This window comes from Collimonas humicola, assembly GCF_018304945.1.
Taxonomy (GTDB): domain Bacteria; phylum Pseudomonadota; class Gammaproteobacteria; order Burkholderiales; family Burkholderiaceae_D; genus Collimonas; species Collimonas humicola.
Genome location: NZ_JAGQEE010000001.1, coordinates 683,009 through 707,386, shown reverse-complemented (window position 1 = coordinate 707,386; position 24,378 = coordinate 683,009). Strand labels below are relative to the sequence as shown.

At 62.8% G+C, this 24,378-nt stretch carries 24 protein-coding genes; 11 read left to right on the top strand and 13 right to left on the bottom strand.

Annotated elements, in window-relative coordinates; genetic code table 11:
* Positions 1 to 58: 58 nt before the first annotated feature.
* Positions 59 to 328 carry an acylphosphatase gene (locus KHU30_RS03300; RefSeq protein ID WP_211441198.1) on the bottom strand — a complete coding sequence of 90 codons (270 nt, stop codon included), beginning with the start codon at positions 326 to 328 and terminating at the stop codon, positions 59 to 61.
* Positions 329 to 550: 222 nt separating this feature from the next.
* Between KHU30_RS03300 and KHU30_RS03295 the strand changes: the two genes are divergently transcribed.
* From KHU30_RS03295 to KHU30_RS03280, 4 genes are all read left to right on the top strand, one after another.
* Entirely contained in the window at positions 551 to 874 is a 324-nt protein-coding gene (locus KHU30_RS03295) for an ArsR/SmtB family transcription factor (RefSeq protein ID WP_211441197.1), read from the top strand.
* The gene (locus KHU30_RS03290) at positions 871 to 1,278 is read left to right on the top strand and encodes an SRPBCC family protein (RefSeq protein ID WP_211441196.1); all 408 of its coding nucleotides are present in this window, start codon (positions 871 to 873) and stop codon (positions 1,276 to 1,278) included. Before KHU30_RS03295 ends, KHU30_RS03290 begins: the two co-directional genes overlap by 4 nt.
* On the top strand, positions 1,275 to 1,829 hold the full coding sequence (locus tag KHU30_RS03285) for a cytochrome b (RefSeq protein WP_211441195.1): 555 nt from the start codon (positions 1,275 to 1,277) through the stop codon (positions 1,827 to 1,829). The genes KHU30_RS03290 and KHU30_RS03285 overlap by 4 nt, the downstream gene beginning before the upstream one ends.
* Positions 1,830 to 1,893: 64 nt before the next feature.
* Positions 1,894 to 2,313 carry a DUF1801 domain-containing protein gene (locus KHU30_RS03280; protein WP_211441194.1) on the top strand — a complete coding sequence of 140 codons (420 nt, stop codon included), beginning with the start codon at positions 1,894 to 1,896 and terminating at the stop codon, positions 2,311 to 2,313.
* Between the two features lie 72 nt (positions 2,314 to 2,385).
* Here KHU30_RS03280 and KHU30_RS03275 read toward each other — a convergent pair whose 3' ends face one another.
* The 4 genes from KHU30_RS03275 to KHU30_RS03260 all read right to left on the bottom strand — a co-directional run bounded on the left by KHU30_RS03275 (position 2,386) and on the right by KHU30_RS03260 (position 7,720).
* Positions 2,386 to 3,345: an alginate lyase family protein gene (locus tag KHU30_RS03275; RefSeq protein ID WP_211441193.1), complete on the bottom strand. Its 960-nt coding sequence runs from the start codon at positions 3,343 to 3,345 to the stop codon at positions 2,386 to 2,388.
* Positions 3,346 to 3,424: 79 nt separating this feature from the next.
* Positions 3,425 to 3,799 carry a DUF427 domain-containing protein gene (locus KHU30_RS03270; protein WP_211441192.1) on the bottom strand — a complete coding sequence of 125 codons (375 nt, stop codon included), beginning with the start codon at positions 3,797 to 3,799 and terminating at the stop codon, positions 3,425 to 3,427.
* Positions 3,800 to 4,000: 201 nt separating this feature from the next.
* On the bottom strand, positions 4,001 to 6,469 hold the full coding sequence (locus tag KHU30_RS03265) for a phosphocholine-specific phospholipase C (RefSeq protein WP_211441191.1): 2,469 nt from the start codon (positions 6,467 to 6,469) through the stop codon (positions 4,001 to 4,003).
* A gap of 216 nt (positions 6,470 to 6,685) precedes the next feature.
* Positions 6,686 to 7,720, bottom strand: a complete 1,035-nt coding sequence (locus KHU30_RS03260; protein WP_211441190.1) for an AraC family transcriptional regulator — start codon at positions 7,718 to 7,720, stop codon at positions 6,686 to 6,688.
* A 98-nt stretch (positions 7,721 to 7,818) separates the two neighbouring features.
* Here KHU30_RS03260 and KHU30_RS03255 point away from each other — a divergent pair, with 98 nt between their 5' ends.
* On the top strand, positions 7,819 to 8,706 hold the full coding sequence (locus KHU30_RS03255; RefSeq protein WP_211441189.1) for a sterol desaturase family protein: 888 nt from the start codon (positions 7,819 to 7,821) through the stop codon (positions 8,704 to 8,706).
* Positions 8,707 to 8,737: 31 nt separating this feature from the next.
* Here KHU30_RS03255 and KHU30_RS03250 read toward each other — a convergent pair whose 3' ends face one another.
* From KHU30_RS03250 to pdxR, 3 genes are all read right to left on the bottom strand, one after another.
* Positions 8,738 to 9,085, bottom strand: a complete 348-nt coding sequence (locus KHU30_RS03250; protein WP_211441188.1) for an EF-hand domain-containing protein — start codon at positions 9,083 to 9,085, stop codon at positions 8,738 to 8,740.
* A 41-nt stretch (positions 9,086 to 9,126) separates the two neighbouring features.
* Positions 9,127 to 10,851: a S10 family serine carboxypeptidase-like protein gene (locus KHU30_RS03245; RefSeq protein ID WP_407928016.1), complete on the bottom strand. Its 1,725-nt coding sequence runs from the start codon at positions 10,849 to 10,851 to the stop codon at positions 9,127 to 9,129.
* 75 nt (positions 10,852 to 10,926) lie between these two features.
* Positions 10,927 to 12,357: a MocR-like pyridoxine biosynthesis transcription factor PdxR gene (gene pdxR / locus KHU30_RS03240; RefSeq protein ID WP_211441187.1), complete on the bottom strand. Its 1,431-nt coding sequence runs from the start codon at positions 12,355 to 12,357 to the stop codon at positions 10,927 to 10,929.
* A gap of 206 nt (positions 12,358 to 12,563) precedes the next feature.
* Here pdxR and KHU30_RS03235 point away from each other — a divergent pair, with 206 nt between their 5' ends.
* Both KHU30_RS03235 and KHU30_RS03230 read left to right on the top strand, forming a co-directional pair.
* A complete protein-coding gene (locus KHU30_RS03235; RefSeq protein WP_211441186.1) occupies positions 12,564 to 13,004 on the top strand; it encodes a carboxymuconolactone decarboxylase family protein in 441 nt (146 codons plus the stop codon).
* Positions 13,005 to 13,192: 188 nt separating this feature from the next.
* Positions 13,193 to 13,525, top strand: coding sequence for a TfoX/Sxy family protein (locus KHU30_RS03230; RefSeq protein ID WP_211441185.1), 333 nt, complete (start codon positions 13,193 to 13,195; stop codon positions 13,523 to 13,525).
* 22 nt (positions 13,526 to 13,547) lie between these two features.
* Here KHU30_RS03230 and KHU30_RS03225 read toward each other — a convergent pair whose 3' ends face one another.
* Genes KHU30_RS03225 through KHU30_RS03215 form a run of 3 tightly spaced genes read right to left on the bottom strand, consistent with a single transcriptional unit; the run spans position 13,548 to position 15,918 of the window.
* Positions 13,548 to 14,816, bottom strand: a complete 1,269-nt coding sequence (locus KHU30_RS03225) for an MFS transporter (protein WP_211442181.1) — start codon at positions 14,814 to 14,816, stop codon at positions 13,548 to 13,550.
* A gap of 40 nt (positions 14,817 to 14,856) precedes the next feature.
* Positions 14,857 to 15,420: an isochorismatase family protein gene (locus KHU30_RS03220; protein ID WP_211441184.1), complete on the bottom strand. Its 564-nt coding sequence runs from the start codon at positions 15,418 to 15,420 to the stop codon at positions 14,857 to 14,859.
* 48 nt (positions 15,421 to 15,468) lie between these two features.
* Positions 15,469 to 15,918 carry a MarR family winged helix-turn-helix transcriptional regulator gene (locus tag KHU30_RS03215; RefSeq protein WP_211441183.1) on the bottom strand — a complete coding sequence of 150 codons (450 nt, stop codon included), beginning with the start codon at positions 15,916 to 15,918 and terminating at the stop codon, positions 15,469 to 15,471.
* A gap of 166 nt (positions 15,919 to 16,084) precedes the next feature.
* On the opposite strand from KHU30_RS03215, the gene KHU30_RS03210 reads away from it, so the two are divergent.
* From KHU30_RS03210 to KHU30_RS03195, 4 genes are all read left to right on the top strand, one after another.
* Positions 16,085 to 16,858 (top strand): VOC family protein, encoded by a 774-nt coding sequence (locus tag KHU30_RS03210; protein WP_211441182.1) that lies wholly within the window; start codon positions 16,085 to 16,087, stop codon positions 16,856 to 16,858.
* A gap of 154 nt (positions 16,859 to 17,012) precedes the next feature.
* Positions 17,013 to 17,909 carry a TauD/TfdA dioxygenase family protein gene (locus KHU30_RS03205; protein ID WP_407928015.1) on the top strand — a complete coding sequence of 299 codons (897 nt, stop codon included), beginning with the start codon at positions 17,013 to 17,015 and terminating at the stop codon, positions 17,907 to 17,909.
* Between the two features lie 89 nt (positions 17,910 to 17,998).
* Positions 17,999 to 18,607 (top strand): cysteine dioxygenase family protein, encoded by a 609-nt coding sequence (locus tag KHU30_RS03200; RefSeq protein WP_211441181.1) that lies wholly within the window; start codon positions 17,999 to 18,001, stop codon positions 18,605 to 18,607.
* Positions 18,604 to 20,238: a rhodanese homology domain-containing protein gene (locus KHU30_RS03195; protein WP_211441180.1), complete on the top strand. Its 1,635-nt coding sequence runs from the start codon at positions 18,604 to 18,606 to the stop codon at positions 20,236 to 20,238. The genes KHU30_RS03200 and KHU30_RS03195 overlap by 4 nt, the downstream gene beginning before the upstream one ends.
* Before the next feature lie 10 nt (positions 20,239 to 20,248).
* Here the strand turns inward: KHU30_RS03195 and gcvT are convergent, their stop codons facing one another.
* Positions 20,249 to 21,379 carry a glycine cleavage system aminomethyltransferase GcvT gene (gene gcvT, locus KHU30_RS03190; protein WP_211441179.1) on the bottom strand — a complete coding sequence of 377 codons (1,131 nt, stop codon included), beginning with the start codon at positions 21,377 to 21,379 and terminating at the stop codon, positions 20,249 to 20,251.
* Positions 21,380 to 21,512: 133 nt separating this feature from the next.
* Positions 21,513 to 24,377, bottom strand: a complete 2,865-nt coding sequence (gcvP, locus tag KHU30_RS03185; protein ID WP_211441178.1) for an aminomethyl-transferring glycine dehydrogenase — start codon at positions 24,375 to 24,377, stop codon at positions 21,513 to 21,515.
* Position 24,378: the final 1 nt, after the last annotated feature.

Below are 24,378 nucleotides of genomic sequence, written 5' to 3'. Positions count from 1 at the left end.
CGGCCCGGGTCCCGGCGTTAAAGGACCCACTGCGAGAGCTGCCGCGAGACCCGCTGCGTCAGCAAATCCTGAATGCCCCATCCGAAGGCGCCGGCTCTCCGACTTCCTCGACGGTCACATTACGCACCAGAGCGGCGGGCGGGCCTCGCCTTGCCCAAAGGATGATCGCCTCAAGCGCCGCCGCTTCGCCATGAACGCAGGCTTCCACAGAGCCGTCTCGCCGATTGCGCACCCAGCCGGAAAGGCCCAGGGCAACCGCCTGGTCGGCAAAGGAAGCGCGATAACCGACACCCTGTACGCGCCCTTCTATCATCAGCCGCTTAGCCATCGCCAGTCTCGCTTTGTCGAATTGAAGCAAATGCCAATTTTGACACGCTTCCTCTTTTCAGTCAGCGCGCAGCCCAACCTTCCCAAGCCGGGCACGCCGCGTGCGATACCCCCCCAAAAAAAAATGAGGCCCTTGACATCCATAACCATTTGGTTATGATTGATCGTGTGAGGCAGCACTTCACAGAAATCAAAACGAAGCTCGCATAAGCAAGGATTCACGATGCACGCAGAACCGACGGCTGTTCTAAAAATCTTGTCCGATCCAACCCGGCGCGCAATTTTCGAGCGCTTGAGCAGGGACGGTGAAATGACGGTGCATGCCTTGACCGATCCGTCCGGGGTATCGCAACCCGCCATTTCGAAGCATCTCGGCGCGCTCAAGCTAGCCGGCCTGGTGCGGGGCCGGCGCGATGGACGCGAGACGTATTACAGCGCGGAACCGAAAGCGCTGGCGCCGCTGATTGACTGGATAGATTTTTATTCAACCTTCTGGAACAGCCGATTTGACCACTTGGAAACCCTACTGAAAAGGATGGACCAATGATGCAGACCAACGACACCAAAACGCTGATTGTGGAAAGGGAAATGCCGCATTCTCTCGACAAAGTCTGGCGCGCGCTCACGCAAAGTCCTCTCATTGAAGAATGGCTGATGCAGAACGATTTCAAGCCCGTCGTGGGTCACCGTTTCGATCTTCGGGCCGACTGGGGCGTGGTCGAGTGCCTGGTTCTTGCGATCGAGCCGAACAAAACGCTGTCTTACACATGGGAAGCCCTGGGCCTCAAGAGCGTCGTCTCCTGGACTCTCACCCCGACCGGCACGGGAACCCACCTGCGCATGGAGCAATCGGGCTTCCGGCCGGACCAGCAGCAGGCCTACGCGGGCGCCAAGTACGGCTGGCAGAAATTCTTCGCAAGCCTCGAACGCGTAGCAGGAGGCCTTTCGTGAGCCGCGCCCTCGCCTCGCGCTACCAGCCCGTGCTGGTAGCGCTGCACTGGCTGCTGGCGCTGATGATCATCGGCCTTCTATGCATCGGCTTCTTCGTCCTTGCGGATATGCCCAATACCAACCCGAAGAAACTCGACATCCTCGTGTGGCACATGTCGGGCGGCATATGCGTGCTTGCATTGATGATCCTGCGCTTCCTCATCCGCATGCGGAGCGCCCGCCCGGCAACGGCGACGACCGGCTCACCCCTACTGGACCGACTGTCCTCCATTGCGCATCACGGCTTGTATTTGATCGTGCTCCTGATCGTCGCCAGCGGCTGGCTGACCGGCTGGTTCATCCGCAGCGTGTTCCAGCACCCGGGCGAACTCCTGCCCGGTAATTTCGCCATATTCCCCACGTTCCAGGTCCACGCATTCCTGGCAACCTTGCTGGCGATTCTGATCGCAACCCATGTCGCGGCCGCGCTCTTCCATCAGTTCGTGTTGAAAGACGGTCTTTTCCACCGCATGTGGTTCGGGCGGCGCACAGTCGTTCCGTCAGAAAAATAAAAAAATAGAAAGAAATGGCCGCCATCTTGCAACCGTATATATCTGCAATTTTTAGGACAAGAACATGAAAAAATCAGACACGAGCGAAAGTCAGCCGGCATCGGAACTCATCTCCAAAAGAATCGCCGAGCTGGGGGACTGGCGCGGGGAAACCCTCGGCAGAATGCGCCAGCTCATCAAGGAAGTGGATCCGGACGTCGTCGAAGAGTGGAAGTGGATGGGCACCCCGGTTTGGGCGCGCGACGGCATCATCTGCACCGGCGAATCCTACAAGGACAAAGTAAAACTTACCTTCATCAAGGGCGCGTCGCTGAAGGATCCGACTCCTCTCTTCAACTCGAGCCTTGATGGAAATGCACGTCGCGCAATCGACATTCTCGAAGGAGAAGAAGTCGACGAGTCGGCCTTCAAGGCGCTCGTCCGCCAGGCGATTGCGCTCAACAGCGCCAGCAAGTCGAAACCTTCGAAGAAAGCGAAGACTTAGGAAATTTCGCCATTGAACAGGTCCGGCATCGGGATCGCAAAGCGATGCCTGCGGCGTACGTTCACGCAACGCTCATTGGGGCGGCTCACCGTCCCATGCGACGGTGACGTTGCCGCCAAGACGCCATTCGCGGAACGGACGGCGCGGAGCCATCAGCGCGGGGACTCGGGGGTCGCGCGTGCGCGTGTAATACGGCTCCATCCACGAAAGCTCATCCTGAAATGTCCAGGGGAAGAGATTCTGTTTGACCGGGGTGATCTCGGCGAAGCTGTCGGGATTCTGCACGGCCTTGATCACCAGATCCGCCAGCCGGCCGATTGCGCCGTAATTTTCCTGGTAGAGATTCACACCTTGCCGCTCGGCCAGTTCCGCTGTGAAGACCAGCGGAATCAGCGCGAAGGTATGGTAATGCAAAGCGCGATCGCCACGCTTGATCTCACGCTCCAATTCGCCGTGCGGACCTATATCGCGGATCCCCTCCCGGGCGCGTGCAAGTCCGGCATCGATTAACTTCTGCTGCTGCGCCAGCGTGCCGATAGCGACAAGGTTCAGTCCGGCCCAATAGACCAGATTGTTGTGCAAATGGTTGATCGCATCCGCGTCCCGCGTAGCGATGGCGATGCGGGTCAGCCACGACGTAATGACGCGCAACTGGTCCGCATTAGCCTCGCTGACTTCCCGGGGCAGCCGCAGCAGCACGAGCGCGAAATCCGTCCCGGCCCAGGAACGCTCATAGTAGCCCTGGTAGCCGCTGATAGGACCCATCAAGGCATCCGCGCGGGCCCAACCATCCAAAAGCGCGAGAACGCAGTTCCATTGTTTCGATTCCGCGGCCTTGTTGAGCTGGTAGATATAGTCACGCATCGGCTTGACCGCCTGCGCATAAGCGGCCGGATCGTCGTAAAACCCGGCTGGATCGATTGATGTCACCGGGGCGGGTACGGTGCAAGCAGCGTCAGCATGGCTACTGCCAAGACCCATGAGAATCGCCGCTAATCCAACGCTCACCATTTGGATGAGTCGATTACGCATAACTACTCCTTGCCGTGCATATTCTGTGGAAGTTGAGTCGGAACTGAGGCAACAGAACAATCCCAGCGTCGTCCCCGTCCTAGCGCTCTTCTATCGAATCAACCCGCCCCGGATAAAAAGCCAGGTAATTCTTGATGTCCTTGACCGCCGCATAAGGGGCCTCGTAAGACCACACGGCATTGACCGAGCGCTCGCCGCCGGATGGGATGCTGTAGTAAGCGCAGTCGCCCTTGTACGGACAATAGGTAGCGTGCTCCGTCCGTTCCAGCAGTGCCATGTCGACATCCTCGCGCGGAATGTACTGGACAGCGGGATAAGCCGCTTCTTGCAGCGTCAAGGCCCTGCGCGTATCGGCAATGACGCGGCCGCCGAGGGTGACGACGACGCGCGCCGCGTTGGGCGTTATCGTGATGGGATGATCGGGACCAGGAATTTTGACAGCCTTGGACATCATGATTTTTCCTTTTGCGCTATGGATTCGAAATCTTGCGCCGTCGCCGGCTTGTCAACCTCGCCGGCCGCTTGCGTGACTGAGAGAATACTAGGAATCCAATAAACGCGCCGGCGCGGCAACGCAGGACGATGAAAAAATGGATGTTCTACTGCACGGACCGGACAGTGCCCTGCCCGGTCCGCCGCTCGATACCGGGGAGCCTCAGGCCGTGACGGTAAACACCACCGGCCCTGCCAATTGCTCGGCATAGCCGTCGTTGGCGAGGAACCAGGCCTTGTAGGATCCGGCCGCCAGTCCCTGCGTCTTCAGCGTCACCTGGCCGCCAAGTGCCGCCGCGTATTCATACACGCTATAAGCCTTGTAGCCGGCCTGGTCGGGGACAGTGCTGGAGGCTGGGAACACCCCGATCCAGTTGCGCGGATTCTGCTTCTGCAGCGCGGTGCTGTAGTTGAATGCGATCGCGCTGCCCCGGCGTACGATCGGCGTCGGCGTCGACAAGGTCGAAGGCGCGATGACGCCGATCTGCGGATCCGTCCAGCTGCGGGCGGCGCTCTCGACGTGGCCGGCGATGCGGCGCAGGAAGCCGGCATCGGAGTCCGCCGTCACGCTGAAGTCGTACCAGCCTTTGGCCGCGGCCAAAGGCACCATCAGGCGCAGAGACCTGCCGGCCTCGACCCGATACGGCGCCACAAAGCCGCGCGACGGACCGGCATTGGCGCTTACCGTGAAGGTGCAAGCCTTGGCGCCCGCCTCGTTGGACAAGACCAGGACGATGGCGTGGCGTTCATAGTCGTCGCGCACCAGTATTTCAGGCCGTGCCGCGGCGGCGCTGCCGGCAGCCGCAAAGCTGCCTTTGATTTCCCTGAAAAAGCCGTTCGGACCATGCACCCGCAATTCATATTGATCTGTGCTCCAGTTGCCGAGCTTGACATCGCGCAGCGCTTTCCCAGCTTCCACCGCGTAATGCCATGGGCCGTCCTGGCGCAGATTCGAATAAGCAATGAAAGCGGCGCCGGCCTTGCCGGTATTGCCCAGGCTCAGCGTCAGTTCGCGATGGCCGGCCTGGGCGGCGGCGCGGGCGTCGACATGGAACTGGTACGGCAAGCGGCAAGCCGGGCGCGGTTCGCGATTCGACTCCTGCAGCGGAAAAACCTGCTGCGCCGGCGGCGTGGCGCTGACCGGCGAATCGACCTTTTGGTAAGGCGGCGCCGGCGTGATCTGCGGCCAGGCTTTGTTGGGCGTCTTGAAATCGAAGGCGGAGGTGAGGTCGCCGCATACCGCACGGCGCCATGGCGAGATATTCTTGCAAGTGACCTTTTCGCGATCCAGCCCCTTGCCTGTCGACAGCCATTCCTCCAGGAAGCGCAGCACCGAAGTATGGTCGAACAACTGCGAACAGACCCGGCCGCCGCGGCTCCACGGCGAAATCACCAGCATCGGCACGCGCGGCCCCAGGCCCTTCGGCTGCTGCTGGTAAACCTCACCGATGCTCGGATCGGCCAGGGTGGTCATGCCCTTGTCGGCGCTCAGCGGCGGCACATTGGACGGCATATGATCGAAGAAACCGTCGTTTTCGTCATAGTTGATCAGGAACACGGTTTTCGACCAGACCTCCGGATTGCTCGCCAGCGCACCCAGCAGCCTGGATGCAATGTCTTCGCCGGCATTGGGCGACGCTTCCGGATGCTCGCAATATTCGTAAGGCGCAAAAATCCATGAAACCTGCGGCAAGGCGGTCTTGCCGTCGACGCCGTCGATGTCGCGCTTGAATGCCTTGATCAGCAAATCGCCCTTGGTGCCGGCGGCATTGTCTTTAGTGGAACCGTCCGCCAGCGCCCTGCCCTTCAGATACAAAGGCGAGCTGGTCTTGAGCCGGCTGCCGTCGCTTTCAACCCGGAAGTTCCTGAAGTAGGCCAGGTAGTTGTCGCCATAGTTGTCGAACTCCTGGTAAGCCTTCCAGCTGACGTTGTTGGCTTCCAGGACTTCGGCGTAAGTCTTCCAGTTTGGCACCGCGGCCGTGGTGGCGGCGCTGATGTCGTCGTTGTTGAGGTCGCCGTTATAGATCGGGTTGGCGTTATACAGGTTGCCGTCGTTGAGCCCGGTGATATTCTCGCCGGCGCTGCCGGACAAGGCATAGAAGCGGTTCGGATCGGTCGGGCCGAAAATCGAACAGTGATAGGCGTCGCAGATGGTGAATGCGTCTGCCACCGCGTAGTAGAACGGCAGGTCGCCGCGGTCGAAATAGCCCATGGTGTAGGCCGTCTTCTTGGGCACCCAGGCATCCCAGTTCTTCCAGGCGTCCTCTGTGCCTTTCCAGCTGTGGTTCAAGCCGACGCGCGTGGCGTTGGTGCCCTTCGCATCGAAATGATAAGGCAGCACGTAGGAGCCGCCATTCGGCTGGTACCACACCGACTGCCCGCTGGGCAGCGAGATGGCGCGCGGATCGCCGAAGCCGCGCACGCCGGCCAGCTTGCCGAAGTAATGATCGAAAGAGCGGTTTTCCTGCATGAAAATCACGACGTGCTCGACGTCTGCAATCGTGCCGGTCTTGCAGTTGGCGGGGACGGCCAGCGCTTGCCGGATGGTGTCGGGAAAGACGCCTGCGGCCGCTGCGGCGGCTGCCGTTTTCGCCGTCAAGGCCAGGAAATCACGCCTGCTCTTTTGTGTCATGTGCTTATCTCCGGAAAATACATGGTGATGGTTGAATGCGACCGACAGGCTATAGCGCTTATATGACGCCCTCATGACGCTGCGGCATGCGGCGGCGCTGGCGTACGAGATGCTTGCCAACGTAGCATCCAGGCGGAGGGGAAACTTGCGACGAGGCGACAGGAATCAGCCGCATTGCGTCTGCGGCGCGCACTTTGCGGATCTGGCGGGGGAAACTTATCCGGCGTCGGGATTGAGCAAACTGAGCCGGTAAGCGTACGGCGCCTGCCCGCTCCAGCGCCGGAATGCGCGGGTAAACGCGCTTTGCTCGGAATAGCCCAGCAACTGGGCGATTTCACCCAGCTGCAGGCGCGGGTCGGCCAGATAATCTTCGGCCAGGCGCTGGCGGATACTCTCGCGCAGCTCCCTGAAGTTGATGCCGGCGGCGGCCAGCCGGCGATGCAAGGTGCGCGCAGAAACGTGCAGCTCGTTGGCGACCAGGTCCAGCTCCGGCTGGCCTTCGCGCACCAGGCGGGCGATGCAGCGCCGCACCGCCTGTTCGAAATCGTCGCTGGGCGGCAATTGCGCCAGCAAGTCATCGGCCTGTCGTTCCAGCACATTCAGCAGGACCGTATCCGGCTGCCGCAGCGGCAATGCCAGCAGCGCTTGCGGAAAGCGGATCGAGGTTTCCGGCTGGTCGAACAATACCGGACAGCCGAACCACTCACGATATGGCTGGACGTCGGCCGGCGCCGGATTGACGAAGCGGATTTCGGTGGCTACGATGCGGCGGCCGGTGGCGTTATGGGTCAGCTGCAGCAGCGCGGTGATGGCGCACTCGTCCACCAGCGGTCCGGGACGGCCCTGGTCGACGCCCCATTCCAGCAGCAGGTCGCTGCCCTCCACGCTGCTGCGCATGGGATTGACGTCGTACAGCAGGCGCTGGTATTGCAAGGTGCGGGCCAGCGCCGCGCCGAGGCTGGGACAAGCCAGCAGCACATAGCCCATCACGCCGAAATGGGCCGGCGTAATAGTCTGGCCCAGATGCAGGCCGAGCAAGGGGTCTTGCAGGTACTCGGCGGCGCGCTGCAGCAAGGTGCGCCAGGCAGCCACCGGGTAACGCAGCGAGCCGCGGTCAGCTGCTTCCGGCGCGGCGACGCCCAGCAAGGCGGCCGCAGCCACACCTCGCTTTTCAAGATACTCATACAGCAGCCGCACATAGGTGCTGGGGACCACGCCCCGTGGAGGCTGTTCGGCTATGGTTTGGTGCATGGCGAGAATTGTCAAATAATTGTCTGTCGCGGTCAAGCCTTTAAGCTGGCCCGGCGCTAAAATCCAGCGCATCGACTACGCGCGTGGAGCAGTACATCATGATGGATCTGATTGCCTGGATGGAGAGCACTTTCGGTTCTCATATAGAGTGGAAACAGGTGGTGCTGATCGGCATGACGCCCTTGTTCCTGGTCGGCTTTGCCATCGAATGGCAGGTCATGCGCAAGCGCGGCGCGCGCCAGCAGTTCTATTGGAAAGACATCCTCACCAACCTCACCCTCGGCAGCAGCTACCAGCTGTTTGAACTGGCGGTGCACGTGCTGTTCGTCGGCGCCGCCATATTCTGGTTCTGGCATCACCGTTTCTTTACGATCCCGATCAACGGCTGGACCCTGCTGCCGATCTTCCTCGGCGTCGAATTCTGCTATTACTGGTTCCATCGCAGCAGCCATCGCGTACGCTGGTTCTGGACCGCCCACGTGGTGCACCATAGCGGCGAGCACATGAACATGACGACCGCCATGCGGCAATCGATGCTCTACCCGATCACCGGCTGGTGGCTGTTTTTCATGCCCCTGGTGCTGCTGGGCGTGCATCCGGCGGTGGTGTTCATCCTGTACGCCTGCGACCTGGTGTACCAGTTCTTCATCCACACCGAAAGCGTCGGCAAGCTGCATCCGGTGCTGGAGTACCTGTTCGACACCCCCAGCAACCACCGCGCCCATCACGGCCGCAACGACTGCTATATCGACAGGAACTACGGCGGCGTGCTGATTGTTTTCGACCGCCTGTTCGGAACTTATGTGGAAGAGCGGGAAGCCGTGGATTACGGCATCAAGCGCCAGGTCCACAGCCACAATGCGCTGACCCTCAATTTCCACGAATTCATCGCGATGTGGCGCGATGTGGCGCAGCCGGGCAGCCTGGCGCAGCGCCTGAAGCATCTGTGGGCGCCGCCGGAATACGAGCGCGCGCCCTTGCCTTGAACCTTGCCTTGAATTTTCCCTTCAGCCGCGCCTATCTCTGCATCTGGATATAGCGCTTGACGTCCTCAAAGGTCACCTTGCCGCGCTTGGCGGTATCGATCTTGCTGAAGTTGTTGCTGACAAAACCGAGCCCGGCTTTCTGCGCCTGCTCCTTGGTCAAGACGCCCTTCTTGTCGACATCGGCGGCGTCGAAATCCGCTTTCAGGCCCTGATCCACCTGCTGCTGCAGATCGGCGCCTTTGCTGATCGGGGTCGGCGCCGGCAACGGCGCTCCCGGCGGCAGCAGCGGTCCTTCCGTGCCTGCCTGGGCGATGCTCATGGCGCTGCTGAGGCCGGCGGCGCACAGCACCGCGCTGATTGAATGCCAAGAATTTTTCATGCTCGCTTCCTTTTCATCCGCATATTTCATCATAGGCGCTTTTAGCGCAGCGTTATGGCTTTCAAGCTGGCAGCGGCCGGCGTGGTGTTGTCCGGCCACGGATCCGGCAAATCGGCAAAGCCCATGGCGCCGGAAATCGGCGTTCCTTTGTAAAAACTTGCCAGGTCGGCCTTGATCAGCGGCCGCGAATCGTTGTCCAGGTAAGTCATATGGCCACCGTTGTAGTGGGTCAGCTGGATGTTGGGCGGGTTTTGCTGCAGGCTGGGGAGCGTTTTCAGGCGTCCCAGGTCCTTTTCGGTGGCAAAGAAAGGCGTCACGAAATCATGGTAGCCGTTTATTGAAAATATCTTGATTTTCGGGTTCAGCGCAATCTCCTGGGCCAGGTCGGGAATGGTATCCGGATAAGCCTTGCCGCCGTGGCTGAAATCCCAGGTCCAGCCTGGCGGCCGGCCTGAGGAATAGCTGGTGTTGGGCGCGCTGTACTTCAGGTAGTTGGGCAGCACCTGCTGGCTCTGTATATTGAAAAAACTGCTCACCAGCGAACTGGACGGATCGCCTCCCTGCGCCATGGCGCTGCCGTTGGCGGCGGCGACGCGGCCGTCATAGGAGCCGATCAGGAAACCGGGCTTGAGCTGGTCGCCGTAGCTGTTGCTGTTGGTGGCGACGGCAGTGCCGAAATACAGCTTGAGCGCTTCATTGCCCAGGCCGGACAGGCTGGCCAGGGTCGCAAACGATTGTGCCTGGCTGGCGCTGGGCGGGTCGCCATAGGTGTAATTGGCGTCGTCGGTGAAGGAGGCATACTGCTGCAGCACGACGCCGCGCATGGTCGCCATGTAGCCGGGCGTGCTGGCCGGCGCCGGCGCCACCTTGTTGTAATACGCCGCCACTGCGCCGAAAGTCGGCAAGGATGAAGCGTACTGGTCGCCGTTGCGGCCCATGTCGTTGTAATCAAGGATCGATGAATTGAGGACGATCCCGCTCAGATGCACGCCGGCGCTTTCCAGCAGATGCGACAGTACTGCCGTGCGCGGCGTGCCGTACGACTCGCCATACAGGTAGATGGGCGACGCCGAACGCTGGTTGGCCGTGATATAGCGCTGGATAAAGTCCCGCATCACGCCGGCATCCTGGTCCACGCCCCAGAACGTGGCGTTGGTGTTGGGCGCGATCGCTTCGGAATAGCCGGTGCCGGGCGGATCGATGAACACCAGGTCGGTAGTGTCGATCAGGCTCTCCTGGTTGTCGACCACCGAAAAGTTCGGATAGCCGGTCCCTAGCGGATCGGCAGTATCGACGCGGGTCGGGGCGAACGAGCCCAGCCGCAGGTAGATCGCCGGGCTGCCCGGTCCGCCGTTATAAAAAAATGTCACAGGCCGGGTCTTGGGGTCCTGGCCGTCCGCTGTGTAGGCAACATAGAAAAACGAGGCCTCCGGATTGCCTCGGGCGTCGCTGGCAGTCAAGTGCCCGGTCGTGGTCGTATAGGCAATATTGCTGCCTGCCAGGGCAAGGGTATGGTGCGCAACGGCGGCATTTTCGCTGGCGCTGGGCAAGGAATCTTTCGGATTGACTGAATAGGCCACCGGATCGGTATATGGCTGATCCACCGCCGCGTTGGCTGCGGCATTGCCGCCGCCGGAATCACTGCCGCCGCCGCAGCCGGCCAGCAGCGCTGCCATGCATGTACTGAGGACCGCCAGTTTCAATCGCCGATGAAGACTACCCATGAATTTCTCCCAGATATTTCCGTCGTGAATATTGACCCGCATGGCCTGCCTGCGCGGGCTATTGTATAGCGCTTACAGGATATGCCCGACGAAACCGCAAAAAGGGCCATCGCGGCGTCAGGCGATCTCGCTCAAAATCGCTTTGACGCGGTCCAGCGCCGGCGCGATATCCAGGGTTTCAATCGCGCCATAGCCAAAGAACAGGCCCTGCAGCGGCGGCTGCGCGTGATAAAAGACGTCGATCGGATACAGGCCGACGTCGACCCGCCGCGCCAGCTTGAGCAGCAATGGAAGATCGATCTCGCGCTTGGTCAGCGCAGTCATATGGAAGCCGGCGGTGGCGGCGATCGGCTGCAGCCAGGGCGCCAGGTCGCCGGCAAAGCGCGCCAGCATCTGCTCGCGGCGGCTGCCGTAGATCGCATGGCAGCGCCGGATGTGCTTTTGCAGATAGCCGTCGTCGATGAACTTGGCCAGCGCCCATTGCATCATGGTGGGCGCATGCCAGTCAGAGAGGTGCTTGGCGATGGCCACCGCCTCGCGGATGGCGGGCGGCGCAATCAGGTAGCCGATGCGCAGCTCCGGCTGCATGACCTTGGAAAAAGTGCCGACAAAGGCGACCAGCCCTTCCGTATCCATGCTTTGCAGGGAATCGGTGGGCCGCCCTTGGTAGCGGAACTCGCTGTCGTAGTCGTCTTCGATGATGATCGCGCCCAATCCGCCGGCGCGCTTCAGCAGCGCCTGGCGGCGCGCCAGGCTCATCGGCATGCCAAGCGGGAACTGGTGCGCGGGCGTGACATAGATCAGGCGCGTCTGCTCAGGGATCTGGTCCACCATCATGCCTTCGGCATCCACCGGAATGCAGGCAATGCGGGCGCCCTGGCTGGTGAAGGCGATGCGCGCCGACGGATAGCCCGGATCTTCGACAGCCACGGTGCAGCCCGGCTCAAGCAGGACGCGGGCGATCAGGTCGATGGCCTGCTGGGCGCCATTAGTGACCAGCACATCCGCCGGCACGCAGCGCACGCCGCGGGCAAACGAGGTATGGCGGGCGATGGCCTCGCGCAATACCGGCAAGCCTTCCGGATAGGAGTAGAAGCCGCGGTCGGCCTGGCTCTTGCGCAAGCCGTGCAGCACGCACTGGCGCCATTCGCTGATCGGGAAATGGCTTTTAGTGCCGCCGCCGACAAAATCATAGCCTGAGCGGCGGTCCGGCCCGGGCGCCGGCAAGGGAATGGAACGCCCCAGCCAGGTTTTCAGGGTGGCGCCGCCGGCCAGGTCCTTGCCGGCAAACTGGCGCGGACGCGGCTGCATTGTCGCGTTGACAAAAGTGCCGCTGCCGACCTTCCCCACCAGAAGCTGGTCGACGGTCAGGCGGGCGTAGGCTTCCGACACGGTCTTGCGCGACACCCGCAGCTGCTGCGCCAGCAGCCGCGAAGGCGGCACCTGTTCGCCGGCCGCCAGGCGTCCGGACCGGATCGCTTCCCTGATCTGCCGATAGACCTGCCCCGCCAGGTCCTTATCGCCGTCGATGACGACATGCAACTCCATAAGCGCTCCACATACGATAGATAAAACAGGCAAGAACCCGCTGTGCTGGATGCAACCCAGGCAACCCAGCGTTTTAGCATGTCCGTGCAGCCAGTGCAAACGCGCCCAGTGGCCTCCTGTTTTTTAGCGGAATTGGTTATCCGCGGATGTCTTTGGCTCCCCTATCATGCAGTCTCTTACCCACCAAGCAAATATAGGAGAATATCTTGGAAGCACGTATCGATTTCTACACGGCCTCGCCGGAAGTGATGAAAGCCATGATCGCGCTGGAAGGCGCCGTCAACAAGCTGGGCCTCGAACCGTCGCTGCTGGAGCTGGTCAAGCTGCGCGCATCGCAGCTCAACGGCTGCGCCTTTTGCATCGACATGCACACCGCCGATGCCCGCAAGGCCGGCGAAACCGAACGCCGTCTGTACGCCGTCACCGCCTGGCGCGAAGCGCCCTTCTTCAGCGACCGCGAACGCGCCGCCCTGGCCTGGACCGAAGCCGTGACGCTGATCGCCCAGACCCATGCACCGGACGCCGACTACGCGCTGCTGCGTGCCCAGTTCAACGACACCGAAATGGTCAACCTGACCCTGGCGATCAACACGATCAACAGCTGGAACCGGCTGGCAGTCGGCTTCCGCAAGATGCCGGCAGCCTGACAGCCAGCTTGCCTGTGCTGTTCGCCGTTGCGCTTGGACGACGCCGAAATCAAGGACATTGCGGCGTTCCTGAAAACGCTGGACGACGGCTATCGGCCAGGCGCAAGCCGGAGCGCTGCTGCCAAACAGGACAATATGCAATAAACTCTGCTTATTTTTTTGCAAACAGCTAGCGGCGACCGACAACCATGAGCACAGACACAGCACGCGCCAGGGCCCTTGAACTGGCGGATTACCTGGCCCCTCTCGGGGAGATTACGGTATCGCGTTTTTTCGGCGGCGCCGGGCTAAGCATCAACCAGCTGCAGTTCGGATTCGTCATCAAGGGCACGCTCTACCTGCGGGTAGACGACAGGAGCCGGCCGGTCTTCGAAAAGCTGGGTTGCGAGCCGTTTCGCTACGCGACCAAGGCCAAGACGGTGACGGTCGCCAGCTACTATCAGGTGCCGGCCGCGATGGAAGACGATCCGGAGGCGCTGCTGGACTGGGTAAGCCGCCTGCGTCGCGGCACCCTGGCCTGAGCGCCGGCCGATCAAGACCTTTTCACTTGGCCTCGGGAAATGCACGGCCAAGGCTGAAACGCAGCTTGCCGCCGACCATGCGCACACGCAGCTGGCGATACTTCATCAGGTAATGAATCCCGACCCACGCTGCCGCGAAGCCGGAAGCGGCGCCGACGCCCATTGCCCAGCGCGGGCCGAAGGTGTCTGCGACCCAGCCGACCACCGGCGCGCCGAGCGGCGTGCCGCCCAGGGCCAGCGCCAGCAGGATCGCCATCACCCGGCCGCGCATGGCGGGCTCGGTCGAGAGCTGCACCATGCTGTTCGCCGTAGTGGTGAATGTCTGGGCAGCGACGCCGATCAGCACCAGCGCGATCGCAAACAGCCCGTAGCCCGGCATCAGCGCCGCCAGCACCAGGCCGCCGCCGAAGACGCCGGCGCCCGTCAGCAGCCAGGTCATGCGCGGTTTCTCGCGGCGCGCGGCAAGCAGCGCGCCGGTCACCGATCCAAGCGCCATGATCGAGGACAGGAAGCCATACTGGTGTGCGCCGGCGTGGAAGACGCTGACCGACATGGTTGAAATGAAGATGGGAAAATTCAGTCCGAAGGTGCCGATCAGGAAAAACATCAGCAGGATGGCTTTCAGGTCGGGCCGCCTCCATATGTAACGGAAACCCGCCGCCAGGCTGCCGCGTGCAGGGGCAGCGCGAGCGCGCAGATGCAGCTCATCAAGCCGCAGCAGGCTGAGCGAGGCCAGCACCGCCGCGAACGAAGCGGCGTTGAGCAGGAATACCCAGCCGGCGCCGACCACCGCGATAAGGACGCCGGCGATGGCCGGTCCGATCATGCGCGCGGCATTGAAGGAGGTCGAATTCAACGCCACCGCATTCGACAGCTCGTGTTCCTCCACCAGTTCCGAAACGAAAGTCTGGCGCGCCGGCGCATCGAACGCAGTGACACAGCCAAGCAGCAAGGCAAACAGATAGACCTGCCACAGTTGCACCACGCCGGCCACGGTAAGAATCCCCAGTCCCAGCGCCAGCGCTCCCATCGCCGCCTGGGTGACGATCAGCAGCTTGCGGCGGTCGAAATGATCTGCTGCATAGCCGGTCAGCGGCAGCAGCAGCGCCTGCGGCCCGAACTGCAGCGCCATGACTATGCCGACGGCAGTCGCGTTATTGTGGGTCAGCTGGGTCAGGACAATCCAGTCCTGAGCGGTGCGCTGCATCCAGGTGCCGACGTTCGACACCAGCGCGCCGCCGGCCCATAGCCGGTAATTGAAATTGTTCAGCGAGCGGAAAGTACCCGTCAGCACAGCGCGCTCCCGCCTGCCATCCGGATGGCAGGCATGTTCATGGCAGGCGGCTATCCAGCAGAGCGATGATCTGCTGGCTGCTGCCGGTCTCGCCCAGGCGCGGGAAGATCCGGGCGACGCTGTTGTCGTGCGCCTCGGCGCTGGTGTCGGTCATGGCGTCCAGCGCCAGCGCGACGTTGAAGCCAAGTTCGTACGCCTGGCGCGCGGTCGACTCGACGCCGATGCTGGTGGAAACGCCGGCCAGCACCAGCTGCGTGACGCCCAGTTTTTTCAGGTACGCATCGAGCCCGGTGCCGGTAAATGCGCCCCAGGTGCGTTTGCTGACCAGATGGTCTTGCGGCTGCTGCTTCAGTTCCGGCACCAGGTCGGTCCAGCCGGCCGGCAGCGCATCGAGCTTGCGCGCCTGTTCCGCCCGCCCCGGCGCGCCGCCGGTAACGTTGACCAGCACCACCGGCAAGCCATGCCGGCGGAAGGCTTCAGCCAGCGCTGCAGCGTGCTGCACCACCTGGCCGGCCGGGTGTACGGTCGGATAAGCGACGATGCCTTTTTGCAGATCGATGACGACTAGTGCGGTGTTCGGATCCAGCGTGCTTACGGTCATGGAATGCTTTCTGTTATTCAGGTTAAGCGCCGCACGGCGCAGGATGGTTCAGGCGTCGGCCAGGCGTTTCAACAGTTCGACGCTGGCCGCCAGCTGGTCCAGCTCGTCTGCCGCGAACCTGGTCCGGATCGCGCGCAACAGCCAGTCTTCCCTTGCCGCCCGGCTGGCCCGTATCATTTCCCGGCAGGCGTCCGTCAGCGACAAAATGGTTTGCCGGCCATCGGCCGGATCCGCCGCACCGGCCACCAGCCCGGCAGCCTCAAGCACCGCGATGGTGGCGCCCATCGATTGCGGCCGTACGCCTTCCGCCTTGGCCAGGCCAGTGACAGTCGCCGGGCCGTCGCGCTCGAGCCGGATCAGCACCGACTTTTGCGAACCGGTGAAATCCCCCGCATGGGCCTGTTCGCGCAGCCGCCGGCTGAGGCGGCCGAGCACTACCCGCAGCTCTCCTGCCATGGCGGATGCGTGGGCGATATCCGGATCGTTTTGTTCATTCATGCCGCATAGTCTAGTACATATGAAGACAAACTACAAAGTTTTCCTTCATATAGTGTTTCAGGCCTTTTCGCTTGCCGCCTGATCGCCTACATTGATTCATGCCTCTGCAAGTGCAGCTGTGGCTATAATTGCAACTTCACCCACCCCACCCAAAGGAGCAGTCGACATGTCAGCTAACCAGGCAAAATTCGTGTGGTACGACGTCATGACCAGCGACACCAAGGCCGCCGAGGCTTTCTACAGCAGCGTGGTCGGCTGGAAGATGCAGGACGCCGGCATGGGCGGCCCCGCCTACACCATCCTGTCGGCGGGCGACATCATGGTCGGCGGCCTGATGGCGATTCCGGAGGAGGCGCGCGCCATGGGCGCCAAGCCTTGCTGGATGGGTTATATCGCGGTCAGCGATGTCGACGACTACGCTGCGCGGGTAACGGCCGCAGGCGGCTCGATCCGCCGCGCGCCGGCCGACATTCCCGGCGTCGGCCGCTTTGCCGTGGCGGCCGATCCGCATGGCGCCGGTTTCATCCTGTTCAAAGGCAATAGCGAGGCCCAGCCGGCGCCGCCGGCTCCCGGCACGCCCGGCCACTTCGGCTGGCATGAGCTGCATGCCGGCGATCTCGACAGCGCTTTTGCCTTCTATGCCGGCCTGTTCGGCTGGACCAAGGCAGAAGCCATCGACATAGGGCCTATGGGCGTCTACCAGACTTTCGCCACCGGCGGCGCGCCGCTCGGCGGCATGATGACCAAGACTGCCGACATGCCGGCGCCTTGCTGGCTGTACTACATCAATGTAGAAGCCATCGACGCCGCGGTTGAGCGCGTGAACGCCGGCGGCGGCAAGATCATCATGGGACCGCACCAGGTCCCGGGCGGCAGCTGGATACTGCAGGGATTTGACCCGCAAGGCGCAATGTTCTGCCTGGTGGCGGCAAAACGCTAACTCAGGTCCCCGGCCAGGCAGCCGGCGGCTGCGGACCGCATATGGATATGAGAATCCATTATTTGCCGCTGCCAGGCTTAAGCGGGTGTAATGTTGTTTTTGACAGACGCCGCCTGCGAAAACCATGCACCCGCTCCGTTACCAAAGCCATCTTATGTCTATTGCCATCGATACAGCCACTCCTCCGGGCATGCCCTCCCAGGCATTCCAGATCACGCCGATCAGTGGCCCGCTGGGCGCGGAAATCACCGGCCTCGACCTCAACTTGCCACTGTCCGGGCTGGATCTGGCGCGCATACGCATGGCCCTGGTCAAGCACGGCCTGCTGGTGTTCCGCGAGCAGCGCATCACACCCGAGCAGCACGTGGCTTTCAGCCGCTGCTTCGGTCCGCTGCAAATCCATGTGCTGAACCGTTTCCACCTGCCCGGCCATCCTGAAATCCTGATCGTTTCCAATGTCATCGAAAACGGCAAGCCGATCGGCCTGGTCGATGCCGGCGCCGACTGGCATTCCGACCTGTCGTACATGCCCAGGCCCAGCCTGGGCTCGCTGCTGCACGCGCAAGAATTGCCGGCGGAACAAGGCGACACCCTGTTCGCCAACATGTTCAGAGCCTACGACACCTTGCCGGCCGACGTCAGGCGGACGCTGGAAGGCCGGCGCGCGGTGCATTCCTATGTGTACCGCTACCGGCGCCTGCAGAAGCTGTCGCCGTGGCGCGCCGACCTCACGCAAAGGCAGATCGACGAGGTGCCGGAAGTCGAGCATCCGGTGATCCGCGTGCATCCGGAAAGCGGCCGCAAGGCGCTCTTCGTCAGCGAAGGATTTACCTCGCACATCGTCGGCCTGCCGCCGGATGAAAGCGCGGCGCTGCTGCGTTTCCTGCATGAACACACGATACGCGCCGAAAACGTCTACCGCCATCAATGGCATGCCCATGACATGGTGTTCTGGGATAACCGCAGCACCGTGCACTATGCCGCCATCACGCCCCAGCATCTGCGGCGCACCCTGTACCGGACTACGGTTGAAGGCGACGTGCCGGTCTGAGGCCCGCGCCGGCGCAAAACCGACAGGCAAGCTGGATTACAATACAAGGCCAAGTCCCTCCAGCATTCATCGACGAAGTCAGGCCAAGCATGTCCCCATCCCACAACCCCGCCAGGCTGCGCAACTTTATCCGCTCTTTGGCCGAACTGCTTGACAGCAAACCTGCCGAAAGCCGCATCCTGCAAGAAGGCGGCACCCTGCTGCGGCAACTGATCGCAAGCGACGACTGGCTGCCGGATGCTTGCGCGCAGGCGCTGCCGGAGCGCTACCAGCAATACTTGCTGCACGTCGATTCGGCCGAACGCTTTTCGATCGTCAGCTTCGTCTGGGGGCCGGGACAGGCGACGCCCATCCATGACCACACGGTATGGGGCCTGGTCGGCATGTTGCGCGGCGCCGAATACGCGCAGGCATACAAGGCCGGAGACGACGGCTGCCTGCGGCCGGACGGTGCGGCGGTCAAGCTGCTGCCCGGCATGGTCGAGGCGGTATCGCCCGCCGTCGGCGACATCCACAAGGTCTGCAATGCTTGCCCGGACCAGGCGTCGGTCAGCATCCACGTATACGGCGCCAACATCGGTGCGGTCAGGCGCTCGGTGTACGCGGAGGATGGCAGCAGCAAGCCTTTCATTTCCGGTTATTCCAACTCCCAGCTGCCGAATATCTGGGACCTTTCCAGCGAACTGAAGAATACATGACAGCCAATATTGCCGGCCATCCCGCAACAGCCATCCCCACCCTCTCATTCCAGCAAATCCGTGCCGCACTGGTGGCACGGCAAGAACTGGCCTTGCTGGACGTGCGCGAAGAAGCGCCGTTCGCCGAAGCGCATCCCCTGTTCGCCGCCAACCTGCCGCTGGGCCGCATCGAGCTGGAAGCCTATGCCCGCATTCCGCGCCGCGGCACCGCCATCGTTGTCTATGACGACGGCGAAGGACTGGCGTTGCCGGCAGCGCGGCGCCTGCTGCAGCTAGGCTATGACGCGGTGCATTTGCTGGAGGGCGGCTTGCAAGGCTGGCGCGCCGCCGGCGGCGAGATTTTCCGCGACGTCAATTCCGCCAGCAAGGCTTTCGGCGAACTGGTTGAATCGCAGCGTCATACGCCGTCTCTATCGGCGCCGGAAGTCAAGGCCTTGCTGGATGCCGGGGCGGATGTAGTGGTGCTGGATGCACGCCGCTACGACGAATACCACACCATGAGCATCCCCGGCGGCGTCAGCGTTCCCGGCGCGGAACTGGTGCTGCGCGCACGGGCGCTGGCGCCGCGCACGGAAACCAGGATCATCGTCAATTGCGCCGGCCGTACGCGCAGCATCATCGGCAGCCAGTCGCTGATCAACGCCGGCATTCCGAATCCGGTCAGCGCCCTGCGCAACGGCACGATCGGCTGGACCCTGGCCGGCCAGCAGCTGGAACATGGAAAAACGCAGAGATTCTCAGGCCATGCCGACGCGCTGAACGCGGCCGGACATCAGGAACAGGCAAAGGCCGCCAGCCGGAACGTTGCGGACCGCGCCAAAGTCGGCCGCGCCAGCCTGGCGCTGCTGCAAGGCTGGCAACAGGAAAACGGCCGCACCACTTACCGCCTGGATGTACGTACGCCGGAAGAATATATTGCCGGTCATCTGCCCGGCTTCAGCTGCGCGCCGGGCGGCCAGCTGGTGCAGGAAACCGACCATGTTGCGCCGGTGCGCGGCGCCCGCATCGTGCTGGCGGACGACGACGGCGTGCGCGCCAACATGACGGCTTCGTGGCTGGCGCAGATGGGATGGGATGTCCACGTGCTGGACGGATTGCAGCAGGCCGATTTCAGCGAGGCCGGCCAGCCGCAGCCGACGCTGCCGCCCTTGCCGCCTTCCGCTCCGGTATCTGCCGCAGAACTTGCGCAATGGCTGGACGATTCCAGCAATCAGGCAACCGTGCTGCTCGACTTCAGCAGCAGCGCCAGCTATGCCAGGCAGCATATTCCCGGCGCCCGCTTCGCCTTGCGCTCGCAGCTGGCAGCGGTATTGCAGCAAACACCGGGTGCCGCACGCTATGTCCTCGCCAGCGGCGACAGCCTGTCGGCGCATTATGCCGCCGGCGATCTGCAGCTGCTGACGGAACGCCCTGTATTCGTGCTGGCCGGCGGCACCGCCGCATGGATCGCCGCCGGGCTGCCTGCGCAGTCGGGCGAGACTGCGCTAGCCTCGCCCCGCATCGACCGTTATCGCCGCCCGTACGAAGGCACCGGCAATCCGGCCGCCGCCATGCAAGCCTACCTGGACTGGGAATACGGCCTGGTAGCGCAGCTGGCGGCAGACGGCACGCACGGGTTCTTCGTGATTTGAGCAGCCTGGATCAGCCGCGGAAATAGCGCGCCGGCGTAAACGGCATGGCCGCCACTTCGATCGGCACCGGTTTGCCGCGCACCAATGCATGCAGCTGGGTGCCGACCTTGGCGAATGCCGTCTCGACATAGCCCATTGCCACCGGCTTATCCAGCGTCGGCCCGAAGCCGCCGCTGGTGACCTTGCCGATCACCTTGCCGCCGGCATCGACCAGTTCCGCGCCTTCGCGCACCGGCATGCGTTCCAGCGGCAGCAGCCCTACTCGCTTGCGGCTGACGCCTTGTGCCAGGTGCTGCTCAATCTGCGCAGCGCCAGGATAAGCGCCGGCACGGGCGCCGCCGGGACGCCGCACCTTGGACAATGCCCAGGTCAGGCTGGCTTCGACCGGCGTGGTGGAGCCGTCCATATCGTGCCCATACAGGCACAGGCCGGCTTCCAGCCGCAGCGAATCGCGAGCGCCGAGGCCGATCGGCGCAACTTCTTCCTGCGCCAGCAGCAGCCGCGCCAACGCTTCCGCCTGAGCGTTCGGCACGGAGATTTCAAAACCGTCTTCGCCGGTATAGCCGGAACGGCTGATGAAACATTCGGCGCCGGCCAGCGTGACTTTGCCGGTCTGCATGAAGACCATCTGCGCCGTTTCCGGCGCCAGGCGCGCCAGCACCGCAGCGGCGGCCGGCCCCTGCAAGGCCAGCAGGGAACGGTCGCTCAGTTCTTCGATCTGGCAACGGCCGGCAAGATGCTGGCGCAAGTGCGCGGTATCCTGCTGCTTGCAGGCGGCGTTCACCACCAGGAACAGATGGTCGCCGCCGTTGCTGACCATCAGGTCATCCAGGATGCCGCCTTGCGGGTTGGTAAACACGGCGTAGCGCTGGCGGTTTGCCGGCAGGTCGACGATATCGACCGGCACTAGCGATTCCAGCGCAGCCGCGGCGTCCGGGCCGCTCAGGCGCAGCTGGCCCATGTGCGAAACGTCGAACAGGCCGGCCTGGGCGCGGGTGTGCTTGTGTTCCTTGAGGATGCCGCTCGGGTATTGCAGCGGCATGTCGTAGCCGGCGAACGGCACCATCTTGGCGCCGAGTTCGATATGCAGGTCGTAGAGTGCTGTGCGCGCTGAAGCGGTGGCGCTACTGGTATCAGACATGGGAATGTGTCCTTTTCATTTATACATGCGCATGATGCGCAAAAGATAGAGGGCAGACCGGCAGCCCAGTGCAAGCAGCGGGTCCGCCTGAGCGGCTCCGCTGCTTGCACTGCGCTATCCCGAACCAGGCCTCTTACTCGTAATCCGACATCGGCGGGCAGGAACAGACCAGGTTGCGGTCGCCGTAGACGTTGTCGATACGGCCGACCGGCGGCCAGTACTTGTCCTTGCGCAGCGACTTCAGCGGATACACCGCCTGCTCGCGCGAATAGACACGCGACCATTCGTCGGTCAAATCCTGCGCAGTATGCGGCGCATGTCGCAGAGCTGTCTGCTCGGCCTGGATGTCGCCGTTCTCGACTGCCCGGATTTCTTCCCGGATAGCGATCATGGCGTCGCAGAAGCGGTCCAGCTCTTCCTTGGATTCGCTTTCGGTCGGCTCGATCATCAGGGTGCCAGCCACCGGGAACGACATGGTCGGGGCATGGAAGCCGTAGTCGATCAGGCGCTTGGCGACATCTTCCACCGTGATGCCGGTCTTGTCCTTCAGCGGCCGCAGGTCGATGATGCCTTCATGCGCCACCAGGCCGTTGCTGCCGGTGTACAGGATCGGGTAATGCGGCGCCAGCCGGTGCACGATGTAGTTGGCGTTGAGGATGGCGATCTCGCTGGCCTGCTGCAAGCCCTTCGCGCCCATCAATGTGATGTAAGCCCAGGTGATAGGCAGGATGCTGGCGCTGCCCCAAGGCGCGGCAGAAACCGGCGCGATGCCGTTCTCCAGCATGCGATGGCCTGGCAGGAAAGGCGCCAGGTGGCTCTTGACGCCGATCGGGCCGACGCCTGGACCGCCGCCGCCATGCGGGATGCAGAAGGTCTTGTGCAGGTTCAGGTGCGAAACGTCGCCGCCGAATTTGCCCGGCGCGCACAAGCCGACCATGGCGTTCATGTTGGCGCCGTCGATATACACCTGGCCGCCGTGGGCATGGACGATGTCGCAGATCTCGCCGATCGCTTCTTCGAACACGCCGTGGGTCGACGGATAGGTGATCATCAGCGCCGCCAGGTCGCCGGCGTGCTCGTCAGCCTTGGCGCGCAGGTCGCCGACATTGACGTTGCCTTGCTCGTCACATTGCACCACCACCACCTGCATGCCGGCCATGTGGGCAGTGGCAGGATTGGTGCCATGCGCCGAACTCGGGATCAGGCAGATGTTGCGCTGGCCTTCGCCGCGGCTCTGATGGTAGGCGCGGATCGCCAGCAGGCCGGCGTACTCGCCTTGCGAACCGGCGTTCGGCTGCAGCGATACTGCATCGTAGCCGGTGCAGACGCACAGCATCTGCTCCAGGTCGGTCACCAGCTGCTGGTAGCCCTGGGCTTGGTTGAGCGGCGCAAACGGATGCAGCGAGCCGAACTCGGGCCAGGTCACCGGGATCATTTCCGTGGTGGCGTTAAGCTTCATGGTGCAGGAGCCGAGCGGGATCATGCTGCGGTCCAGTGCCAGGTCCTTGTCCGCCAGTGCGCGCAGATAGCGCAGCATCTGGGTTTCGGAGTGATGGCTATTGAATACCGGATGCGTCAGATAGGCGCTGCTGCGCGCCAGCGATGCCGGGATGCGCTCTGCCGCTTCGGCTTCCAGCTGGTCGAACGCCGGCAGCGCCTTGCCGACGGCAAAGATGCCCCAGAGCGCCTCGACATCGGCGCGCGTGCTGGTTTCGTCCAGCGCGATGCCGATGCTGCCGTCGTCGATCGGCCGCAGGTTGATCATCTGGCCGCGCGCCGCTGCATGGATGTCCTGGGTATGGCCGCCGGTATGCACGGTCAGGGTGTCGAAGAAGCTGGCGGTCGGCACGGCATGGTGCAGCTGGCGCAGGCCTTCCGCCAGGATCGCGGTCAGGCGGTGCACGCGCTGGGCAATCGTCTTCAGGCCTTGCGGGCCGTGATAAACCGCATACATGCTGGCGATATTGGCCAGCAGCACTTGCGCGGTGCAGACATTGCTGGTGGCTTTTTCGCGGCGGATATGCTGTTCGCGGGTTTGCATCGCCAGGCGGTAAGCGGGTTCGCCGCGGCTGTCGATGGAAACGCCCACCAGCCGTCCGGGCATGACGCGCTTGTGCGCATCGAGGGTGGCGAAATACGCTGCATGCGGGCCGCCGTAACCGAGCGGCACGCCAAAGCGCTGGGCGCTGCCGATGACGACGTCGGCGCCGAATTCGCCCGGCGGCGTCAGCAGGGTCAGCGCCAGCAGGTCGGCCGCGACCACTGCCAGCGCTTGCTTGCCATGCGCCATGCGCACGGTGTCGGCATAGTCGTGGATCTCGCCGCTCAGGGTCGGATATTGCAGCAAGACGCCGAAGCAGTCGAGCCGCTCCAGGTCCTTGCGGTGATCCCCGACCACCACCTCGACGCCGATCGGCGCGGCGCGGGTGCGCAGCACGTCGATGGTTTGCGGGTAGCAGTCTTGCGAAACGAAGAAGATCTTGCTCTTGCTCTTGGACAGGCGCTGGCAGAAGGTCATGGCCTCGGCCGCGGCAGTCGCCTCGTCCAGCAGGGACGCATTGGCGATTTCCATGCCGGTGAGATCGGTAATCATGGTCTGGAAATTCAACAGCGCTTCCAGCCGCCCCTGCGATATCTCAGGCTGGTACGGCGTGTAAGCGGTATACCAGGCCGGGTTTTCCAGCAGGTTGCGCAGGATGACGGTCGGCGTATGGCAGTTGTAATAACCCATGCCGATATGCGACTTGAACATCTGGTTCTTGCTCGCAATCTGGCGCAACGCCGCCAGTGTTTCGGCTTCGCTGCGAGGGGAGCCAAGAGCAAGCGGTTGCTTTTCCAGGATGGTGTCCGGTACTACTTTATGTATCAATGCCTCGATAGAATCGAAGCCGAGCGCCGTCAGCATGGCCTTTTGCTGGGTGTGATCCGGGCCGATGTGGCGTTCAATGAAATCGGCGTGTTGCGCCAGATCTTCAAGAGCAGGCCGTGATTGTGTCATG

What these genes read in the sequence shown, in the direction of transcription:
- KHU30_RS03300 (WP_211441198.1), bottom strand. Translation starts at nt 328, where the DNA reads ATGGCTAAGCGGCTGATGATAGAAGGGCGCGTACAGGGTGTCGGTTAT.
- KHU30_RS03295 (WP_211441197.1), top strand. Translation starts at nt 551, where the DNA reads ATGCACGCAGAACCGACGGCTGTTCTAAAAATCTTGTCCGATCCAACC.
- KHU30_RS03290 (WP_211441196.1), top strand. Translation starts at nt 871, where the DNA reads ATGATGCAGACCAACGACACCAAAACGCTGATTGTGGAAAGGGAAATG.
- KHU30_RS03280 (WP_211441194.1), top strand. Translation starts at nt 1,894, where the DNA reads ATGAAAAAATCAGACACGAGCGAAAGTCAGCCGGCATCGGAACTCATC.
- KHU30_RS03275 (WP_211441193.1), bottom strand. Translation starts at nt 3,345, where the DNA reads ATGCGTAATCGACTCATCCAAATGGTGAGCGTTGGATTAGCGGCGATT.
- KHU30_RS03270 (WP_211441192.1), bottom strand. Translation starts at nt 3,799, where the DNA reads ATGATGTCCAAGGCTGTCAAAATTCCTGGTCCCGATCATCCCATCACG.
- KHU30_RS03265 (WP_211441191.1), bottom strand. Translation starts at nt 6,469, where the DNA reads ATGACACAAAAGAGCAGGCGTGATTTCCTGGCCTTGACGGCGAAAACG.
- KHU30_RS03260 (WP_211441190.1), bottom strand. Translation starts at nt 7,720, where the DNA reads ATGCACCAAACCATAGCCGAACAGCCTCCACGGGGCGTGGTCCCCAGC.
- KHU30_RS03255 (WP_211441189.1), top strand. Translation starts at nt 7,819, where the DNA reads ATGATGGATCTGATTGCCTGGATGGAGAGCACTTTCGGTTCTCATATA.
- KHU30_RS03250 (WP_211441188.1), bottom strand. Translation starts at nt 9,085, where the DNA reads ATGAAAAATTCTTGGCATTCAATCAGCGCGGTGCTGTGCGCCGCCGGC.
- KHU30_RS03245 (WP_407928016.1), bottom strand. Translation starts at nt 10,851, where the DNA reads ATGCGGGTCAATATTCACGACGGAAATATCTGGGAGAAATTCATGGGT.
- pdxR (WP_211441187.1), bottom strand. Translation starts at nt 12,357, where the DNA reads ATGGAGTTGCATGTCGTCATCGACGGCGATAAGGACCTGGCGGGGCAG.
- KHU30_RS03230 (WP_211441185.1), top strand. Translation starts at nt 13,193, where the DNA reads ATGAGCACAGACACAGCACGCGCCAGGGCCCTTGAACTGGCGGATTAC.
- KHU30_RS03220 (WP_211441184.1), bottom strand. Translation starts at nt 15,420, where the DNA reads ATGACCGTAAGCACGCTGGATCCGAACACCGCACTAGTCGTCATCGAT.
- KHU30_RS03215 (WP_211441183.1), bottom strand. Translation starts at nt 15,918, where the DNA reads ATGAATGAACAAAACGATCCGGATATCGCCCACGCATCCGCCATGGCA.
- KHU30_RS03210 (WP_211441182.1), top strand. Translation starts at nt 16,085, where the DNA reads ATGTCAGCTAACCAGGCAAAATTCGTGTGGTACGACGTCATGACCAGC.
- KHU30_RS03205 (WP_407928015.1), top strand. Translation starts at nt 17,013, where the DNA reads ATGTCTATTGCCATCGATACAGCCACTCCTCCGGGCATGCCCTCCCAG.
- KHU30_RS03200 (WP_211441181.1), top strand. Translation starts at nt 17,999, where the DNA reads ATGTCCCCATCCCACAACCCCGCCAGGCTGCGCAACTTTATCCGCTCT.
- KHU30_RS03195 (WP_211441180.1), top strand. Translation starts at nt 18,604, where the DNA reads ATGACAGCCAATATTGCCGGCCATCCCGCAACAGCCATCCCCACCCTC.
- gcvT (WP_211441179.1), bottom strand. Translation starts at nt 21,379, where the DNA reads ATGTCTGATACCAGTAGCGCCACCGCTTCAGCGCGCACAGCACTCTAC.
- gcvP (WP_211441178.1), bottom strand. Translation starts at nt 24,377, where the DNA reads ATGACACAATCACGGCCTGCTCTTGAAGATCTGGCGCAACACGCCGAT.